The 20,004-nt window shown below is 47.6% G+C and carries 16 protein-coding genes and 1 pseudogene; 5 read left to right on the forward strand and 12 right to left on the reverse strand.

Annotation, left to right across the window (positions count from 1 at the left end; genetic code table 11):
- Window positions 1-3: 3 nt before the first annotated feature.
- The gene (locus BUA14_RS00760; RefSeq protein ID WP_178371580.1) at window positions 4-915 is read right to left on the reverse strand and encodes a hypothetical protein; all 912 of its coding nucleotides are present in this window, start codon (window positions 913-915) and stop codon (window positions 4-6) included.
- 158 nt (window positions 916-1,073) lie between these two features.
- Window positions 1,074-2,996 carry an FAD-binding protein gene (locus BUA14_RS00765; RefSeq protein WP_072770835.1) on the reverse strand — a complete coding sequence of 641 codons (1,923 nt, stop codon included), beginning with the start codon at window positions 2,994-2,996 and terminating at the stop codon, window positions 1,074-1,076.
- A gap of 126 nt (window positions 2,997-3,122) precedes the next feature.
- On the opposite strand from BUA14_RS00765, the gene BUA14_RS00770 reads away from it, so the two are divergent.
- Window positions 3,123-3,998, forward strand: a complete 876-nt coding sequence (locus BUA14_RS00770) for a LysR family transcriptional regulator (protein WP_072770836.1) — start codon at window positions 3,123-3,125, stop codon at window positions 3,996-3,998.
- A 134-nt stretch (window positions 3,999-4,132) separates the two neighbouring features.
- Here the strand turns inward: BUA14_RS00770 and BUA14_RS00775 are convergent, their stop codons facing one another.
- The 8 genes from BUA14_RS00775 to BUA14_RS00805 form a co-directional block, all read right to left on the reverse strand.
- Window positions 4,133-4,414, reverse strand: coding sequence for an FmdB family zinc ribbon protein (locus BUA14_RS00775; RefSeq protein ID WP_072770837.1), 282 nt, complete (start codon window positions 4,412-4,414; stop codon window positions 4,133-4,135).
- A gap of 214 nt (window positions 4,415-4,628) precedes the next feature.
- Window positions 4,629-5,714: an RES family NAD+ phosphorylase gene (locus BUA14_RS00780; protein ID WP_072770838.1), complete on the reverse strand. Its 1,086-nt coding sequence runs from the start codon at window positions 5,712-5,714 to the stop codon at window positions 4,629-4,631.
- A 1-nt stretch (window position 5,715) separates the two neighbouring features.
- Entirely contained in the window at window positions 5,716-6,669 is a 954-nt protein-coding gene (locus BUA14_RS00785; protein WP_072770839.1) for a sce7725 family protein, read from the reverse strand.
- 4 nt (window positions 6,670-6,673) lie between these two features.
- Entirely contained in the window at window positions 6,674-7,528 is an 855-nt protein-coding gene (locus tag BUA14_RS00790) for a sce7726 family protein (RefSeq protein ID WP_011459264.1), read from the reverse strand.
- A gap of 102 nt (window positions 7,529-7,630) precedes the next feature.
- Window positions 7,631-10,045, reverse strand: coding sequence for a UvrD-helicase domain-containing protein (locus BUA14_RS28335; protein WP_242954503.1), 2,415 nt, complete (start codon window positions 10,043-10,045; stop codon window positions 7,631-7,633).
- 2 nt (window positions 10,046-10,047) lie between these two features.
- Complete coding sequence (locus tag BUA14_RS28340; protein WP_242954504.1) at window positions 10,048-12,435, reverse strand: RecQ family ATP-dependent DNA helicase; 2,388 nt, start codon at window positions 12,433-12,435, stop codon at window positions 10,048-10,050.
- Between the two features lie 205 nt (window positions 12,436-12,640).
- Window positions 12,641-13,222: a DUF3841 domain-containing protein gene (locus tag BUA14_RS00800; protein ID WP_072770840.1), complete on the reverse strand. Its 582-nt coding sequence runs from the start codon at window positions 13,220-13,222 to the stop codon at window positions 12,641-12,643.
- A 211-nt stretch (window positions 13,223-13,433) separates the two neighbouring features.
- A complete protein-coding gene (locus tag BUA14_RS00805) occupies window positions 13,434-14,051 on the reverse strand; it encodes a DUF3137 domain-containing protein (protein ID WP_072770841.1) in 618 nt (205 codons plus the stop codon).
- 229 nt (window positions 14,052-14,280) lie between these two features.
- Here BUA14_RS00805 and BUA14_RS00810 point away from each other — a divergent pair, with 229 nt between their 5' ends.
- A complete protein-coding gene (locus BUA14_RS00810; RefSeq protein WP_072770842.1) occupies window positions 14,281-15,012 on the forward strand; it encodes an ATP-binding protein in 732 nt (243 codons plus the stop codon).
- Window positions 15,013-15,511: 499 nt separating this feature from the next.
- Window positions 15,512-15,694, forward strand: coding sequence for an SH3 domain-containing protein (locus tag BUA14_RS28935; RefSeq protein ID WP_072770843.1), 183 nt, complete (start codon window positions 15,512-15,514; stop codon window positions 15,692-15,694).
- Between the two features lie 64 nt (window positions 15,695-15,758).
- On the opposite strand, the gene BUA14_RS00820 is transcribed toward BUA14_RS28935, so the two are convergent.
- Window positions 15,759-16,781, reverse strand: coding sequence for a phosphodiester glycosidase family protein (locus tag BUA14_RS00820; protein ID WP_005814739.1), 1,023 nt, complete (start codon window positions 16,779-16,781; stop codon window positions 15,759-15,761).
- Window positions 16,782-16,983: 202 nt separating this feature from the next.
- Between BUA14_RS00820 and BUA14_RS00825 the strand changes: the two genes are divergently transcribed.
- Both BUA14_RS00825 and BUA14_RS00830 read left to right on the forward strand, forming a co-directional pair.
- Window positions 16,984-17,382, forward strand: a complete 399-nt coding sequence (locus BUA14_RS00825; protein WP_005814741.1) for a BlaI/MecI/CopY family transcriptional regulator — start codon at window positions 16,984-16,986, stop codon at window positions 17,380-17,382.
- Window positions 17,379-19,322, forward strand: a complete 1,944-nt coding sequence (locus BUA14_RS00830; RefSeq protein WP_072770844.1) for a M56 family metallopeptidase — start codon at window positions 17,379-17,381, stop codon at window positions 19,320-19,322. The genes BUA14_RS00825 and BUA14_RS00830 overlap by 4 nt, the downstream gene beginning before the upstream one ends.
- A 161-nt stretch (window positions 19,323-19,483) precedes the next feature.
- Here BUA14_RS00830 and BUA14_RS00835 read toward each other — a convergent pair.
- Window positions 19,484-20,004: pseudogene (locus BUA14_RS00835) on the reverse strand (DUF3102 domain-containing protein); the annotation flags it as partial.

Raw genomic sequence — 20,004 nt, forward strand, 5'->3', positions numbered from 1 at the left:
CGCTCAGATTGGCTCCGGCTGGAAGATCATCCGGCTGATCCCGGTCTTTTCCGCCTCAGCCAGAATCTCAGCCAGGAATTCTTTGTTCTGACGATAAAAGACGGTGTTTCCCTTCTGGATGATTTGCCAATCCTGATCTTTTTTAACCCGGCCACTGGGGTCGGACATCTCCAGCCAGCCTAACCGGCATCTCCGGGGACACGGTCCGGTCGTTCTGAACTTTTCCCCGGCAGCCAGTCCCCAGGATTGCATCAGACAAATCCGGCCTGTCATAATCACGCCATAAGGGATAGATAAGGAAATGTCATAACCCCAGGCGGGCAGATTCGGGTCCAGTCCCTGAGGGGGATAGTCCAGTTCCACCCGTTTTACCTGATACTGAGCAAGCAAGTCCTTCATCTCTCCTCCGGCCAGATTGCAGGTCCGGAACTTGTGCATCACCGTTTGGTCCGGCGAATTCCGCAAGGAATCCGGCATGCGGGGGTCCCGGATAATTTTATTCATCAGCCGGCCCAGAACGGGGGTAAGGGTGGGGTGATGCTCCGTCACCCAATCCAGCACACCCCAATCATTAATCACCACCTCAGCCTCAGGTTTTGTTTGGGCCAGGATGTCCAGCAGCTGCTGGACTTTAGTCAGCCCGGTCTCAGTCAGATAGGGGGTGACGTAAGTAAATCCCCAGCCACGTTCTTCGGCCGCAGCAACTGCCTTTGCCAGAGCTTTTCCCGTGGATAACGCCCTTTCGCAGAATTCCTCACCAAAATAAAGCCTCGTAAAACTTATCGGGCCGTATTTTGCTTCCAGAGTCTCTTTGATCCCTGTCAGGTAACTTGTTTTTGCTCCGCCCCAGGGTTCCTCCATTCTTTTGAAGGCCTGTTCATGGGGAATAGCCAGGACCCATTCCAGATCACTCACCTCCGGTAGAGTTACTTGATTGATACTCTACTATAGTATGATTTTCGGCAGTAATCTGAGCCCATTCGTTTTGAGAATTGTTCCTTAAACAGGCATGAGCAGAGGAAAAAGCTTCCCGGAGAGCCATCACTCTCCGGGAAGCTTTTGTTGTTCTATGCTTACCGCGCCGCCAGGGTTTTGGCCACATTATAGCCGAAGGTGACACAGCGGCTGTGGCTGAGGCAATTCTGATTGTGGGGATAGGTCCCGGAAAACATACTGCCTGAAACATTGCCGATGGCATAGAGGCCGGGGATGGCTTGGCCGTCGGTAGCCATCACTTCGCTCCGGGGAGTGATCTGCAGGCCGCCGGCGGTGCACAGGGCCTCCGCCATTTCCTTGGTTGCATAGAAGGGGGCCGTATCTATTTTATGCATCATCTTGCCGGGGAAGTGGAAGTCGGTGTCTTCGCCGGCTTCGCACATGGCGTTCCAACGCTTAATGGTGGCTGCAAAAGCATCCACGTCCACGCCCATTTTCCCGGCCAGCTCTTCCAGGGTATTGGCCACCAGAGCTTTGTCGCTGGTGGCAGCGGCGATCCAGACTTCTTTGGGAGCGTAGCAGCCGGAGGACGGGGTCCAGATCTTATCAACAATCGCCGGGCAATTGGCGTCCACAATATAGTAGTCGTAGGCCCCCGGCTGGGATTGGATGGCATTGGACAGGTGGTTGTAGGCTTCATATTCGGCGGTAAAGCGTTTGCCTGACTTGTTGACGCGCAGAAAGGGCATCAGCTGTTGGGGGTCCAGCATCAGGGGATGGGGGTACTCATCCTCCATGGCACCGACAGCTTTAGCCATTTCATGACCGTCACCGGTATTGGTCTTGGTGCCGTTCATCCAACCACTGAGGGCAAGGTCACGGGGACGGCAGCAGGCATTCAGCTTCACTGGATTGAATTCATAACCGCCCGTGGCCAGGACGACTCCTTTGGCGGTCTGGTACTTGACATAGCCCTGCTCGGTCTTGACCACAGCGCCGGTAACCTTGCCTCCTTCCCTGACCAGCTGAACAACCGGTGTGTTGAACAGAACTTCCACTCCCGCATCAGCAATCCGCTGCTGCATGACAGCGATGATTTCAGGAGCGGGGATCGGGATGTTGATAGAGGTGTTCCAGCTGCGGCTCAGGCTCAGCTCATCATAAGCGGCGTCGAAATCCCGGAAATCCCCGGCATTGAAGGTCAGGAAGTACTCTTCATCCTTAAGGGCCAGTTTGTCCAGAAACCAGTTTACAGCCTCGTCGCAGGTATTGATATACTGCTGATAGATTTCCTGGCTGCCCCGGTAAGAACAATTGATCATGGCGTCATCCAGCCATTGCTTCATATCGAAAGTGACGCCAAACTTCTTATGGATGCGGTCGTTAAAGGCGCCCATGGTGGCGCTGCGCCAGGTGGGATTCTTGCCCTTCTCCACAGCCGTCACCTTCAGGCCTTTTTCGGCGCAGGCCAGAGCGGAAGCCATGCCTGCCGGACCTTGTCCGCACACCAACACGTCCACGTTCACCGTCCTGACAAAGTCGGTAATGGGAGCGGAGACGAAAGCCACTTCCCCGCTGTTGGTGGCCGCGTTGACAGCGCTGAGATCTTCGCAGGAAGGAAAAGGATTATCGATGTCGGCCGGTTGGGCTGCTTCCACAGCAATGCCCAGGGCTTGGTTGATGCAGCTGGCGGCAGCCTCCTTCACGGCATCGGAGGTCATCGTTGCGCCGGAAACGCCGTCGATTTCGGCACTCTGGGCAGCCATCAAGGCTTCCTGCAACCCGTTTGCTGCCGCGCCGCCAATCTCGGCGGTCTCATTGGCACAATCCACCTTAACATCAGTGATGGCCGTTTCACTGAAGGTCATGGTAACCGTGACCTGGCCCATACCCTTAGCTGTGCCGGTATAGGTGCCGGGCTTATACACCGCTGCTCCGGGATTAGTGCTTCCTGCATCGCTGGAGCAGCCTCCCAAAAAGCCGGCAGCGGCAACTCCCACGGCGCCGATGGCCGTATTTCTCAGAAACTGACGGCGGGATACCTTTTCTTTTTCCATCATGGCTCTCCCTCTTTCTTTGATTGAACTTGGATTTTGCCCATAGTATACTAGACTAGTAAGTGAAATCACAAACAAGGTTTTTGCACAGGGGGACAACCCATTGTTGTGCCCTTAAGGGAGGGTGACATGGAATACAAGCAGCTGCAGGTTTTCCTGAAAGTATGTGAGACGAAAAGCATAACGAAAGCGGCGGAACGACTGTTTATCAGCCAGCAGGCGGTCAGCCGGATCATCGCCAATTTGGAAAGCGAGCTGAATGCCCGGCTTTTTATACGTACTCCCCAGGGAGTTGAACTGACGGATTGGGGAGCGGAACTGGAACAGCAGGCTTTTGAGTTTTTGCATCACCATGACTCGATTGTCACGCGGCTCGGCAACCTGAATCAAGGGGGCAGGAAAGAATATAAAATCGGCTTTTTTATGGGCATGCTGCAGATGCTGCCTGCCCATTTTCTTCCCGATTTAATGGATGCCCATCCCAAGCTTCAGTTCCGTCTGCAAAGCTATCCGGATAATGAACGCAGCCGCTCCTTTCAGAATTATGGCTGCGATCTGGTCATGACCACATCCCCTCTGAGTTCGGGAAATTTTGTGCAGATTTTTCACTACGAAAGCCCCATCGGGGTCATTCTGCAGCGCAGCCATCCTCTTGCCCAAAAGCAGGAATTGACCATGGCGGATTTAAAGGGGCAGCGGCTCATTACCTTAAACTCGGACAATCGGTCCCAGTCACGGCTGATGAACCGGCTGCGGGAATGGGGCCTGGATGCGCATTCGGTTGTGGGGGATACCGAATGGGGCTTAACCTGGGATCTGCTGCGCCGGGGCTATATTTCCTTTTATGCCGGCAAGCTCAGTGTCCTGCCCGATGACATGCTGGGCCTGCCCCTTACGGACTTGAATCTGGCTTGGGAGTTTTTCGTTTATAAACGGCAGAGCAAAAAGCTGTCTGCTCTGGAAAAGGAGATCCTGGCCAAAATCCGTGAGAATATCTCGGATTGAGCTGTACAGATGCAAAGCAGCAGACAAAAAAGAATTGAACACAAACAAGGCTTCCCTGAGAGTGCAACCTCCTGGGAAGCCTTTGCTTGTGGACGGGGACCTGTCGTGTGGTTCAGAGGGAATAGGGCGGCGTTCTAGTTGCAGCCGCCAAAAGAGAACCCACTCACTTTTTTCTTGAATCCCGGGCCATCCTCGGGAAAAGAAATATAGAGATTCCTTACCTTGGCGCTTTGGCAAGCGGGGCAGACAGCCTTTTCTATGTCCTCTTCCGAGGCTTCAAGCTTGAATTCATGGCGGCAGCTCTCACAGAGCATGGTATATTCCGGGAAGCGATTGGAAGGCACTTCATCCAGTTCTGCCATTTCTCCCATCATATTGACCTCGTTGCAGCCAGCGTATCCATTACATTCTTTCATCTTCTTCCTCCCGTCAGCTTTGTTTTTTGACCTTTAGCCTAATTCTATCTGCAAATAGTGTGCCAAGACCTTTAGAGCGCTTGATGCTCATGACTGCCGGGTTAAGCACTCAATGGGCCGGCAATGTAACGGGTCAAAATGAGATTTCTGTCGCAAAATAATCTAAATACAAAAACGCCGCCAGTATTACCTGCGGCGTAAATAAGTCTAATTACTAATTAACTTTGTCATATGAATAGATAAGGGACTTTACATCATAAACGGTTGTGCCGGTACACTTCAAAATGCTCTGGTCAAACACTGCCAGATTAACCCCATCCAGGGACATGGTGCTTATATATTCAATGCCGTCGAATCCTTTGCTTTTTATGTAGTCGCTTACGTATTGGGTTGGAAGATAGTCTAAAAGGCTATCGTGCCGCCTAAGGGGTTTAGCTATCTCCTGACTGATCATTTTTAATGGTTCAATATTTACTGCGTGACGAGTAAATTCGATTCCATATGATTGGGAAGCGAGAAAAGGGCTGATCTTATCTATCCCCGCAAGGTTAATCACTTCCATATCCCTCAGCAACTCAAATCTGCCAATTGTCACATAATCGTAAACGCCTGCTCTGATCTCATGCAACGTCGTTTTAACCGTATCTGCCAGGTAAAGGATACTAATTCCCTCAGGATTGGCCCGCCCTGCTGATGCCAAATGGGGAGGCGGAGGGCCCATCTCCCCGTTCGAAAATCCTTGTGATGTCGGGCATATGCGGCCACGATAAAAAATGGTACCAGCCTTGTAGGTTTTTCTCACGCAATAAATAAACTGATACAAGACATCTTTATTTAAGAAGTCTGTATGAAACCTGTTCCTGCGCTTGATTACTTCTACAAAATCAGCCCATGCATAATTTTTCATGATCCCGTTGTCCTTTAGATACTCTTGATCCTGACTTTGCCATAGCCCAATAGGAGCATCAAACAATTCAGGTTGTTCATTATACTTTTCGTGGCAGATGCTTGTGATCAACCTATAAATGCAGTCCGGAGCAACATTAAAGATATTCCACTTGTAATGCAGCATGTTCTTCATTAAGTCCGTGCTGTCTTTGGGGAAAGTCTCCGGCAAATTTGCCGCTGTAGTATATGTATCCAGCAATTCATCAAATAGGTCAGAAAGAGTGGTATCGCCATCAGTTTGATAGATGGGAACATTCTTCTGCCCACAAAAATCACAATTGCCAATAAGCTTCTGTTCCTGAATAATTGCTTTGATTTCAGCATCCCTAAAGCAGTTGGCACAGCAATACATATCAACCAACCTCGCTCAAGTATTTTCCCATTAACTCCAAGTGATGCATCAATGATAGCTTTTTTACACTTCCAAGTCCCGGATAGGTTTGATTTTCATAGTGATCCAGCAATGTTTTTAGTCCTAAGGTCAATGCAACCTGCTTAGGTTCTGCGTTATACCAGACCGCCAGTTTGGAAACCGCTTCATAGAACTTTTTGGCGGGGTTGGCTATATCTTCATTTGAATCAGAAACAAAATGCCTCACTCTCAGTTCATGATTTTCAGCAAAATACACGATATGGATAGCAACTGCATACGGAGCAAAGCCGGCTTCAAGATATTCGTCTCCAATGACCGAATAGTCTGCAAACCCCAAACTACCATCATCTTTAAAATATAAATGGCTGTCAGAAAAGAATTCATCCGGCACTTTCAGATAATCAGCATTCCGGCTTTGCTTCTCAAACTTATCGTCGAAAAGGACCCTATTCCGTCTTACTCTGCGTCTGAAGGCACTTTCGTCCAGAATCAGAACATATTTAGGATTAACACTGGCAAACTCCCGCTCATAAAAATCAAGATAATCTCGGTTAGTATTAATAACAAGCAACTCGTCCTTATTAACACTCTTCTTCGCCCAATGTTCCAAAAACGATTGGGCATTTTCCTGCATGATTATGGACTTAATGACTGTCTTGGTTCCATAAAGCGTTAAGAACTCTTTTTTGTATGAAGCTTTTGAACCCTCTTTAGCATCCCCCAGATCTTTCAGGAACGAGCCTACCAATGGATTCCCGATAATCGCGATTGGATGACAAGCTTTGATGTATTCGGATATCGTTTTAATCAGCGTAGGGGAAAGCTTCACCGGCTCGACGATGGGAACTACATAATCTCCTAACAGGTTATTGGATACCAACTCCCGCAGTGCCAATAGTTCATATTGTCTTCCACGTACATAGGGAAAATACATACTCTCATCCCCCAAACTTCTGATTTAAAAAACGATTGAGAGCTTCAAATTCCTTTTTCGCTGAATTTGAAAAATATATGAGCGACTTCAGTTCATATGGAACACTTTGAAAGAAATCAGCTTCTATTTTATTGCGCTTTTTCAGCTCCTGGATCGACATAGAATAAGCTTGCTCAACTGGTATCTTCACAAACCAAGAAAAACACTCGTCATAATAAAATACTTGGGATGTAACGGGTAGCCGCCCAAAGAACTTTTTTAAGATTTGCTCATATTCCCCTTTATGCAGCACCTTAAAAATTGCCAGATGATTTAATTGTGAATTATCCTCTGCTGGTTCTTTGCGCAAGCGCTTGCTAATGGCATTCTTTTTCGTGAGGACGTAAATACCGACTGGAGTATCTTGCAAAATGGCCGATATTTTAGTGAAATTGCTTGCAGAAGTCACCACACATACATGATTAAACGCCTTATAGTAATCCCTCAACTGAGTATCGAGACGCTCAAATGAATCTAATTCAGTTTTTATTTCATACACGACCGCCTTGCCATTAATTAAGATGAAATCGGCCTTGGATTTTCCGATTGGGATTTGGGTCAGTGCCGTTGTGGTATTAATACTGTGCTTACCCAGTAAAAGCTTATTCAACAGGGTATTTTGGTAAAAGTACTCGTTTCTATAGGATGTTGACATGAAATTATATACTTCGCTAATGAGCTCACCATTATTTTTTGCTTCCGAATCCGTAACATATCTTCGCGCTACTTGGGTATAGGTTACGTTATTATTACCATTCAGTAGATTCTGGAAAACAGCTTGGGTAAAGAGTTTATTCAGTATCAAGTTCTGAGCAGCCACAAAAACCCCCTCCCTTTTTCACTATATTTTCCATTTTATGATATCATACTCTAAAAAGCTTGGAAAGCCCCTCTTACCTATTCGCATTCAGCATGCAGATATTCATTTCTTCTCCAAATAAAGCTCCGGCAGCACAATCCTCACTTCCCGCTCTGTTCCTTCTTTCTGCCAATAAACGATAAAACGGATTCTTGCCTTACCGGGAACATAGCCTTTCTGCCAAACCGATTCCAGCCGGTCTTTAAACCTTTGGGAGAACTTCAGCACCGGCTGTCCGGCAGGATTCCGGCACCCATCTCCGTCAAAAGCCAGCTCATCCCCGCTGTTCAGCAGTCCGATCCTTGGCCAATGCTGAGGGTAAAGGAAAAAGTCCAGCCAGACATCCCGAAAGGTCAGCTGCAAGGCCAGGAGACGGGGCGGCAGATAGTCTTCCTCATCCTCAAGGCGCTCCAGCCCCTCTGCGGAAATCCCATCCAGATAGCTGTCATTGCAGTGGATGATCAGATTGCGTTTGGCTCTGGTCATCCCCACATACAGCTGCCGCACCGCCTCCTCTGTTTCCAGGCTGAAGTGCTCCAGCAGGAGATAGACATTGTCAAACTCCCGGCCTTTAGCCTTGTGAATGGTGGAGACAAAGATGGTTTCCCTATCTCCCCCCAGAAAGTCCTCCAGCTTGGATTCCCGGATGAACATCTCCAGATCCGATGTGTATTTGGTGTCAGGGCAAGCCGCCTCGAACTCCTTGAGCAGACTGAGACAGACTTCGTAATTCAAACTGCGGGCAAATTTTTCTTTGAGCTTGCCCTTGGCCCCAGTCCAGGCCTCAGGGCTGATGGTGAATACCCCCTCGGTCAAACCAAGGGAGCTCAGAAAAAAGCGGACCTCCCATAGATTATACAGGTTAAACCCGTCATTGGATTGAATAAGCTTGGCCTGGAGGCTGTTCTTCACCAGCAGTCCGGTAATCTGCAAGGCTTCTTCATTCGTTTTGGTCAGGACACAGGTGGTGCCCGTAGGTCCTTCCCTGAGCATGTCCTCCACCAGGGGGGTAAGAAGATGATTGCTATGATAGCGTACCAGCTTGATTTTCCCCAGATCCGTTTGCTTGGGGATAATCGGCGTATCCTTCAAACGGAGAGGAATCCTCGCAGCGAATTGATTGCTGAACTGCACAAGATTGCTTTTGCTGCGGTAGTTTTCCACCAGTTCGTACAGGGTCGCCTGCTTCTCCAGGATCAGATTCACCATATACTCCGAACTGGCCCCTCTGAATTCATAGATATTCTGATCGTCATCCCCCACGGCGATGACCCGCATCTCCTCGTTATGCTCCATCAAGGCCTGAATTAAGGCGTACTCATGGGCATCCATATCCTGGGCTTCATCGATAACCAACACGGTTTTCGTGATTCTGCCCGGTTCCACTTCCCTATTCTTAATCCGTTTGACGGCTTCCTGAATGATCTCAGCGGATTTCTCCACGGTTCCTACTTTCCCCAATAAATCAAAGCAGTAGGAATGGAAGGTTTTGATCTCCACATAATGGGCCGTATTGCCAATCAGTTTTAACAAACGCTTTTTGAATTCATGGGCCGCTGCTCTGGAAAAGGTCACCATCAGCAATTGCTCGGTCTTGACATCTTCCATCAGGAGGAGGGCGGCCAGTTTATGCACCAGAATCCGGGTCTTGCCGCTGCCGGGGCCGGCTGCCACGACGATATGCCGGGATGTCCGGTCATTGATGATGTCCAATTGGGTGGGGGATAATTCGCCGAAAAGCTGCTGGAATTTGGCCGGGGTAATCGTGCGCTTGATTTCGTTTTGCCGGCTGCCTTTAAAGTACTTATTTAAAAACAGGCTGAAATTCATGCGGAAGTAATCATCCACAAATTGCAGGGCGGCCTGATAATCCCGGATCATTTTCCGGGCATATTCGCCGACGATATGGACTTGCTGGACTTTGTTCTCATAAAACTGCTCCAGCTGTCGGTAATCCTCGGCTTTATAATTTTTGCGGTTGTTCTGCTCCAGCCGCTCAATGGTCAGCCCCTGATAGGTGATCATAAAGCCGCCCTCGATCTTGACAGCTTCGATCCTGCTTAAGTAAAAGAGAGCGTCCTCAATTTCCTTGACCGAGGTTTGGCTGCGGAACAGGGTGAACCTTTCCGCAAAGGCTTCTTTCAGCTCCAGCACGGAGAACTCCACCAGAACCTCTTCCTTCCGGGCTTCCTCACCGGTGAGGGCCGTACTGCTCTTGGCAAAAAGATGATCCAGGATAAACTGGGCCAGCTCATAGCGCTTTGACAGCTTGGCCTCCAGGACTTCCTTTTCCTCAAGGGCCAGCAGGGAGAGATGGTTCCGGGAAGAGCCTGTGATCTGACGCTTGATCCAGTTCTGGATGGTCCAAACATTCAGGAGGGTTCTGAGCTTGTTGGGGGTAGCCTCAGGACAACCCATCTCCTGGGCCTGTTCATTCAGCTCTTTAATATGAAAGATCTTCTCCTGATTTTCGATCACCGTTAAAGAAACTTCTCCATCTGGTAAAAGGTTTTGAGGATATTCAGGGAACGGTTGCGGTGTTCTGTTTTTTTAAGGAAGGCGGCCAAATCCTGATGGTCGGCCAGGATCTTTTCCTCCCGCAGCAGATTGACCGCCGCGATGACTTCCTCTTTGGGAATGCCCAAGTGGTCGGAGATATAATCCACTCTGGATTCTGCCTCTTCCCCCGGCAGCTGCTTTCTGCTTTTGCTGGAAAAAAGCTTCTTGATGATCCGTTGTGCCTGCCCTTTTTGCTTTTCGTTCATCCTTGGGGAGCTTTCGATCTTCCCGATAGCTTCCATGACATTGCGGGAAAGAATGCTGTTGGCAAAAATCCTCGGTACATTCTGGCCCCGTTTGATATATCCGGCTTCCTCCAACGCAGTAACCGCCGTTCTCACCCTGGTTTCGATATCCATGATTCCATCGTCCCAGCCGGCCTTGCGGGCAATCTCCAAAGCGGATTGGGAGACCCTGGGCCGGAACCGGGTCAGCTCTTTAATCGCCTTCCAGACCTGCTGGATTTCCTGGATGCTGAGTTTGGTTTGGTTGAGCAGCACGAAATGCTTGCCCAAATCCTCATCATTGAACAGGACATAACAGTCGGCAGAGAGGATTTCGTCCCGGCCCGCCCGCCCTGCTTCCTGAATATAATTCTCCAGGGAATTGGAGATCTCATAGTGAATGACCATGCCCACATCTTTCTTGTCCACTCCCATGCCAAAGGCGGAGGTTGCCACCATGATCCGGAGCTGGCCCTGGATAAAGGCATCCTGGTTGGCTGATTTCTCCTGCTTATCCATCTTGCCGTGATACGCTCCGGCCTGATAGCCGTCTTGGTTTAACCGCTGCGCCAAGTTCTCGGCAGTATGGGTGCGGGTCACATAGACAATGGTGGGGCATGGTTTCCCTTCCAGCAAATCCCGCAGGGCATTGTATTTTTCGTCTTCACTTTTCGCAAACACTTCGTAGCGCAGATTGACCCGGGAGGCATTGGCTGAAAAGAGCTCCAGATCCAGGTCCAGCTTCTCCTTAAAATACCCCCGGATATCCTCGATGACCTTGGGCTTGGCTGTGGCCGTGAAGCAGGAGACGGGGATGCCTTCCGAAAGATTCTTCTTTTCCTGAAGGGATCTGATGAACTCCCCGATATAGAGATAATCCACCCGGAAGTCCTGGCCCCAGGCTGAAAAGCAATGAGCTTCGTCGATCACGAAACGGACCACATTCCGATTCAGCAGCAAGGATTCAATAGTCTTGGAACGCAGGGACTCCGGGGAAATATAGAGAAGAGAAGCGGAACCGTTCTCCACCCGTTCGTAGGACTTAGCCCTTTCGATGGGGTCCAGCAAACCATTGATGGTCACAGCCTCGGTGATCCCCGCTCTTTCCAGATTATCCACCTGGTCCTTCATCAGGGACTGCAAAGGGGAAATGACCACCGTCAGCCCTTTGGCCGCGGCCCCGCTGATCAGGGCCGGAATCTGGAAGGTTATGGACTTCCCCCCTCCGGTGGGAAAAACCGCCAGCAGGGATTTATTGTCCACAGCCGCCTGAACCGCTTTTTCCTGGAGGGGCTCCCCTCCATAAGTCCGGTAGGAATCAAAGCCGAAGAACCGCTTCAGTCCTTTATGAATGTCCAAGGCTTCATGGCAGTAAACGCACCCCTCCAGACAGGGGTTGTTTCTCAATAAATACATGATCCGCTCGGTAGAAGGGTAATGTTTTAAGACCCAGGGCGGGGTGATGGCATAGCGATCATTGGTATTGAGCAAGGCCAGGCAATAGGCCAGCTCCACGGGATAGTGGGCTATAAGTCCGGTCAGGTCGGCTTGGGCGCAGATCCTGCCCTGAAACTTGTCCCGGATCAATTTCTCAGGAAATAAGGAACTCCCCTGATAGCCCATATAGTGGAAGAATGCGCTGAACTCCTTTTGTCCCTTTAAAAGGCTATGAAAAATGACCTTCAGAAGGGGGTCCGCCTGCTGAAATGCGGTCACCTCATCAAAGAATAAATCCCTGGCTTTGATGGAGTCGTTGAGAGGATTGTTGGCCTCTTCCGTCTGCAGCTTATCGTCCTTGAGCAGGGCATGATAAGGCCGGGCGGGGAACAAAAGGGGGGAAAGCCAGAGGGTGTCGATGACTTTGGCCGTGTGGAGACCCGCGGCCTGCAGGGTGTTGTCCAGATACTTGAGATCGTGGTGAAAGATGTTATGCCCGCCAAGATACTCGCTGCCTCGCAGAAACGCAGTAAAGTCAGGCACTGAAGCGGAGTGAAAGGTACTGCCGTCCCCTTTAATGCCGCCGATGTCCAGGATCTTTTTGCTTCTCGGCTCGATTTCGGTGTCGATAAAGGTGATCGGCTTCACGTTCTTTCCCCCCTTTTCCGTCAGACCTGCTGTATTTGTCACTTTCAGGTATCTTTCCGTTTTCGATAATATTCTCCTGATTTTTGTCAATTCCTGCTTTGGGGAGGGTATGAGGAGTATGGGGGTTTAGTAAGGAATTGAGCTAAGCGATATTGCATGATATAGACAAAGGCTTCCCCGAGAGAAATAACTCTTGGGGAAGCCTTTAAAGTTCAATTGGTTTTGCCTTGCCATAAAACTTTCTCACGCTTACAATTTGCTCTTTTCGTAGTTCCCAAAAAGTCGCTTGTACAAAAGTCCACGGGCAGCAGGCTTTATCGAATACCTTCTTCCAAGATTCTCGTTTAACTTGCTCCTGCTCTTGTGCCGGCAGGCCAGCAAACCATTTGTCCGCAAGTTCCTCAGCTTCATCATCATCTTCCGGCGCATCAGAAAAATAGCTGTCGTTCAGCACCAAGTGCCAGTATTCCTCATCACTCAGCAAGATCTTTTCGTCGGGTATTTCGGCTTCGATGACATAGTGTTCGCCGATATAATTTCTGAACTCAACCCTCCGCAAATCGGGTTTTACATTTTTGCCAAACAGGAGATACCAAGCCCATACCGGATACTCAACGCCTTGGGGCGGCTCTCCGACACACCCTTTCATTTCCCCAACAAGCCAGTCGTAGGATTTCCTAAACAAGTCGTCTTTCAACCACTCGGCTAATGCGGCATCGCAATGTAGAACGCCCTTTTCGCAAAGGTCGTCATATGCCGCTTTATCTTGAATCGTCCATAAGCGCATATCAGCACACCTCCGCTATCAAGTTGTTGGGCAAAGAAGCCATGGCCGACCGGCTGGACTATGGACATACCCACATGGGGGTCTTGCAGTTTAGCGCGGAAGCACTAAAGTATGTATGATTTTTAAAAGCTAAGGCGCTCAAGGAAAGTTTTTGCGGCCCATATGAGGGAAAACGTATCAGCAAAAGATTGGCTGCTCCCGGTGTTGCCAACTATAGCTGAACCGTTACATTCGGACTATCTTCATAAGCCGAATCGATAAGACATAACTGATTTAACACTTCGGCAAAAAGGAAATAGAGCGTCTTCAGTCTATCCATATCTTTAATTGTTCCGGGAACTTGAAAGTACAGTTCATCAACGCCCTCCGGGAATTCGCTGCCAAACCACCCCTCATCATCTTTGACTTTCAGGGAGATATCCGGCTGTATTTCGATAAGCTTGCGTATTCTTGAGTTTGAGAATAAACTAACTAATTTATCGCTATCGTTTCCTTTAATGATGAACTGATCGTCAAACTCCGGGTACCCCACTTCTATATCCTGTAATCCGAGAAGCTTCCCGATATTACTGAAAATCCCCTTGCGATATATCCTGAATTTAAACCCGTCTTTGTTTAGGTAAGGCGCCCTCATTCGGGTATAGGTTGTGGATGTTTTCCCGGTTGACACGGTATAGGTATCTAAAGTAATGGCCCATTCTTTGATTTTAGCAACGACTTTCTTTCCTTTAAAAAAGCCTCCGTCAATAAGGTCCGCACCAATTTCCTGACATAATGCTTCCCAAACCTCATGTTGACTTGGACCAAATATTTCCCGAAGCAACCCCATACTGATTCCTCCCCTGATATAGCTAGTACATGCCGATACAAATCATTCTCCCGAGATCAAACAAGCGTTCTATCGGCATTTTACATCATAAAAAATCCTTTGGCAATAACACGTTAGTCCGTTGCCATCGGCAAAGGGGTGTATGAACTGTGTCAACGTGATTTTAGGCACATCGCCCTTTCCTGCACCATGTTAAAATGAAAGAAAAAATCCCGAGGAGGGTCCAACAATGATCAGAAAGATGATTAAAATCGATGAGCAGTCGTGCGACGGCTGCGGATTATGCATTACCGCCTGTCACGAAGGGGCGCTGGTGCTGGTAAATGGCAAAGCCAGCCTGCTCCGCGATGATTATTGCGACGGGCTTGGCAACTGTCTTCCTGCCTGCCCGCAGGATGCGATCTCTTTTGAAGAAAGAGAAGCGGTGGAATTTGATGAAGAAGCCGTTAAAAAACATCTGGAAGGTCACCATCACCAGCATGAACAGCACGAACACCACGGGCATACCCTGGCTTGCGGCTGTCCAGGCAATCATGCCGAGCTGCTGAGCCGTCCCGAATCCACCTATAAACCGGAAACCCAGCAGGAGATTAAATCTCAGCTGAAGCAATGGCCGGTGCAAATAAAGCTGGCTCCCCCAAACGCTCCTTATTTTGATAATGCCAATCTCCTGATCGCTGCCGACTGTACTGCTTATGCCTATGGGAATTTCCACAACGAGTTTATGCGTAACAGAGTCACCCTGATCGGCTGTCCAAAACTTGATTCTGTGGATTACAGCGAAAAACTGACGGCCATCCTGCAGCAAAACTCACTTAAATCCCTGACCCTTATCCGGATGGAAGTTCCCTGCTGCGGTGGTTTGGAAAGCGCGGTGAAAACCGCTCTCAAAAACAGCGGCCAAGTCATACCCTGGCAGGTCGTCACGATCACAACCAACGGCCGGATCATGGAGGATTAGATTCATAAGGGCACTGTCTGAGGCAAAACGTATAAGCACCCCTGCACAGATAATACAGCTGAGCAAAGAAAGGCTTCCTGAAGAGTGCATACTCACAAGAAGCCTTTGCTTGCACTATCAGGAAGCATAAGCTTGCGCTATATACTTTCTAAGCATAAGTGAACCAACGACTTCGCCTCACTAGGGATATGAATCAAAGGTAACAAGTGCGAAGACAGTGTCGACCTGGTGAAGCTTGGTTTTCTTTATGGGCAGTACTTTTCAGAGCTTCTCCCGCAAGGTATTGTGAAGGAAAACATGGATCTTCTCCTTATATATGGCATGCAACTCTGGGTTTTTACCGGCAAACTGAGGCATTCCGTAGGCCAATTCCTTAAAGGTCTTGAAGAGGCTGACATATAAGAAGGCAATTTTATTGGCCTCGGCCTTGCCATAAGCTTCATTCAGGATACCTCCGTCTGTTTGATGGCTTCGTAACCTATGCGCTCTTCAGCTTGTCATGACAACTGCTTCACCGAGCCTAGTTGTCAGATCCGGTTCAGGTACTAGCTATGGTGCCATCGGCACTGCATTATTTGGAGAGTTTGTTCTTGTTATTGAAGTCACATCAAGTGGTTGGGCAAAAATTGACGCAAACGGCCAATATGGGTATGTTTCTGCAGCGTACTTAGGAAAAAGTTAGCATTAATGTTCAATATAGTATTCAGCGAAGGACTTTAAGGATTAAATCGGTTTACTCCCTATTTTTATGGCATAACCACAAAGCCAGTAGGCATATAACGCTCACCAAACATATTCCACAGTTTATTTAATATTTTCCCGTTATACATCATTTCAGTGGAAGAACCGCCATCCAGGTTAGCCGCTGCCACTGCATCGTATTTTCTAAATATATTGTATAGGTCACTCATGCCAGCTCCCATACTCCATGTAGGTTGGCGACCGTCAATCACCACAAAAATAATTGTTCCATCAGCTTTTTGGCCTATGGCTGTGCGCGGTGCATATCCATAGGGACCATCACTGAACTCTGCCTTCTTTCCATTGACAATTAAATTAGGTTCAAAATGCACCGCTTCTTGAATGCCTTTCTCCCGTATCTGGGCGACCGTCATATTGCCCAGGACTAATTGCCCTTCTTTATCTAAGCCAATCATATTTATAGCTTTATCCCCCACATTGTTATGGATGATCTCCCCCTTCTGAACCGTAATCCCGTCCGGGTAAGCTCCATTACCACTGCCGTCCGGGTCATAAAACCCCCCGCCGTTTATACCAGCTACCGCTCCCATATTCTTAACCAAATCGCTCACACGTTCCCCATTGACACCAAGACTTTGGGTAACAGCTACTTTTATGCGTTTAGGGTCTTTTATCAACATGACTTTTCCGCGAAATCTTCCTAATGCATTTTTACCTTCTATATCTTCAACCACGATTCCCTCTTCTAAATTCACAGCATTACTGCGATTCGTATCCTGAATATCCCCGCCTAAACTCTGATTATTTTGAGCAATAATTGTCTCGATTTCTTCCTGGGATAAAAAATAATTGAGATAGTGCGGATGACGGGATGTATAAACCGTACCCACGACAAGAGATTTAAGACTGTCGAAGGGACCGTAAAAGATAATAAAGGGAGTCATGATTATAGGCAAAATCATCTGGAAGATCATAAACAGTACGAATATCTTAGGCTTAAATCTTTTTCTTTTTTTATTTGTGCGTTTAATTCTTGTAGTAGTTATGATTTGACTCTCTCCTTCCATTTTTCCTTAGGATGATGATTGGAGATACACACAAAGGTTGACATTAAAACAAAAAAAGCTAAACTAAAATAGTAGGCTATTGTCTACTGTTTTAGTTTAGCTTTTTTGTCAGCTGTAGTCTACCTTTATTTTAACTTTTTGTAAAGGATTCCTATGGCATTAAAATGAGATTAACATCATAAAACCGGAGGGTTGAAGCTTTATGGCAAACAAAAAAGTTGGGCTTTCCGATTCAGAATGGAAGATTTTAAAAGTCCTTTGGGAGCACTATCCCCTCTCCTGTCGTCAAATTGAAAACCAGCTGAAAGAAGATACTGGTTGGACCAGACATGACATATTCTCTTTCCTTAAGCGTATGGAAGTCAAAGGGGCAGTTCACCGAAAAGAGGCCAGCCCTCATCATCTTTATTATCCGATTTTGGACTATCAGGAAGCCGTGGCAGATGAAACTCGTTCTTTTTTGAAAAAGCTCTGGGACGGCAATCTAGGACTGATGGTTTCATCCATGGTCAGGGAAGAAAAGTTAGGCGAAAAAGAGATTGATGAGTTGATGAAATCCTTACAAGAAGCTAAAAAGGGGCTGGGAGGCGAATTAAAATGACCGAAGCTGTTTTGCATTTTTTACTTGAAAGAACACTGACAGCTTCACTGCTTATTATTGCTTTGCTGGTGTTACGAAGAATATTTAGAGGAAAAATACCCTCAGTCTTACTCTATGCGTCTTGGCTTCTGGTCCTTATCCGCCTTCTTATTCCCATTGATATTCCTAGTTCAGCCAGTATCATGAACCTGGTTAAAACCTCACCTGTTACAGCTATTGAACAAAATGCAATCGAACCACGCTTTCCTTCCTTTGAATCCGGCCTGTTAACAAATCCTGAAAGACAGAATGAAACAGAACCACCGAACGTCAGCAGTGAAATCACCATAAAACAGCCGGTTGAAGAAAAAGGAGTTAAGCCCACCCTATTCTTTTTACTGTTTGCTCTTTGGGCAGGCGGAGCCTTGGCTGTTACGACTTATATGATTATTTTGAACAAAGGTTTTTTCAATCAACTGCGCCAATCTTCTCTAGAGTTGAAATCTGAGCAAATTCCCTTTTATGAGGAGCTATGCCGGCAGGTTAAAATCAAGACTCCCCTTCCAGTCATTCTTTCAGATAAGTTGCCTTCTCCCTGTTTAGTCGGGCTGTTCCATCCCCGCATTGCCGTGACGCCGGAAGCCACAGCAAGCACGACAATCCTAAGGCATACACTTCTGCATGAGCTGTGTCATTACAAGCAAAAGGATAATCTTTTCACTTTGCTTCGAAATATTTGCTGTGCTGTTTACTGGTTTAACCCTTTTGTATGGGCAGCCGCCCTTGCTTCCCGGGAGGACTCCGAGCTAAGCTGTGACGCCAGAGTGCTGCGTTACCTGGATGAATGTGAAAGCCTTGAATACGGCGAAACCCTCCTTACCCTGTTAAATACCCGCAATACTAAAACACCTATTCTTAATACAGCCACTGCAATGGCCTCGGGAAAAAGCACCATTGGTACAAGAATTAGTTTGATCATTAAACCTTCTAAAAAATTAAAGACTGCTTCAGTCTTTGTTTGCGGAGTTATGATTTTATTTGGGATGGTCACTTTAACCGATGCCAAAAACGAGCCTGTGTTTGGGCAGCAGAATACACCCCATGTCCAAGAAGCTATTGCTAAAAACTCCTTGGACATAGATACCTTAAAAATGTTGGCGAACGGTCAACTGACGTTAGCTGATATTCCCAAACAATATGTTCCCAATACAGTCACAGAAGATAAAGCCTCCGCCTATACATTATGGACATATACCCTGGATAACGATTTCAGCTTTGACGTGAAGTATATTTCTGAGCCAAATCTCCCTCCCAGGTACACTGCTTCTCTCCGTCAAAACAAGGGTTCCAATTATATTTTCTTCCCTTGTCGCCCGGAATCTCTGGACCAATATCTTGCGGCATGCGCTCGGGGAGATCTCTTCCAATTGCAAACCTATGCAAGTTTTGACGGAGAAAAGATGGCTGAGATAGAATATCGTACTGAAACAAACTATGAAGAGACCAAAGATCAGACTGCCAGCGTAAGTTTTTTTGCCGGAAATAATAAGACATATGCCCTATCAAATAAATACAATTCCTTTGGTCGGGTAATTTGGTCACCGGATAGTGTTTATGGTGCCTTTATCAATATGATAACACTAAACGGTACAGAGGGCCGGGACAATGGCCTTTACCTGTTCGATTCTCTGAATAGGGAGATTTACGATCCAATACCCTCAAAAACCCTTATATCAGCATTTAATGAATCGGGCACAATAAATGAAAAAATAACTACAATTTATCTTGAACCACAGATTAAATGGTCACCAGACAGCACAAAACTGTCGCTTACCTGTTATCCCGCTTCAAGTGATAATCATGTTGCAGCCCATGTGGTCTACGATATTGTTAAACATCAAGTGGAAAATATCGTAATCAAAGAAAACATTCAAGCTCCCTCCTCTGATCTGTCTTATTAGGCATGGTGATTCCAGCACTGATTCACACTAAACTATATCCATTTGCTTACTTTTGAATTAAATTTCATAGGACAGTCTGCAGACAAATACACCTGAGCAAAAAGGCTTCCTGAAGAGTGCAACCTCCCGGGAAGCCTGGTTTTCGTTATGGGCAGTACTTTTCACAGCTTCTCCCGCAAGGCATTGTGGAGGAAATCGTGGATCTTCTCCTTATATGTGGCATGCAGCTCCGGGTTTTTCCCGGTAAACTTGGTCATTTCATAGGCCAGTTTTTTAAAGGTCTTGAAAGGGCTGTCATATAAGAAGGCGATTTTATTAGCCTTCGCCTTGCCATAGGCTTCATTCAGAGATGCTTCCATCTTTTTGATGGCTTTATAACCTGAGCGCTCTTTCAGCTTGTCATAGGAGGCCTTCCTATTTTCAATCTCCTGTTCCAGCTGCCCCTTCACCATCTCCAAATCATGGATTTCGGCTTTCAGGATGTCCCGTTCTTCAGCCAACTGAACATTCTTATCCTTTTCCTTGTTCAGATCCTCAAGGAGATCCGCGCTCTCCTGTCTGACCTGATCCCGCTCGGCCGCGGCCTGCTCCGCCGCTGCTCAACAGCCTGTTTCAGCTACCGGGTGCTCATGCCTTCCACATCCATTTTCACCAGTAACTCAGCCCGTTCTTCCTCGGGAAG

Origin of the sequence: Desulfitobacterium chlororespirans DSM 11544 (assembly GCF_900143285.1) — a bacterium.
Taxonomy (GTDB): domain Bacteria; phylum Bacillota; class Desulfitobacteriia; order Desulfitobacteriales; family Desulfitobacteriaceae; genus Desulfitobacterium; species Desulfitobacterium chlororespirans.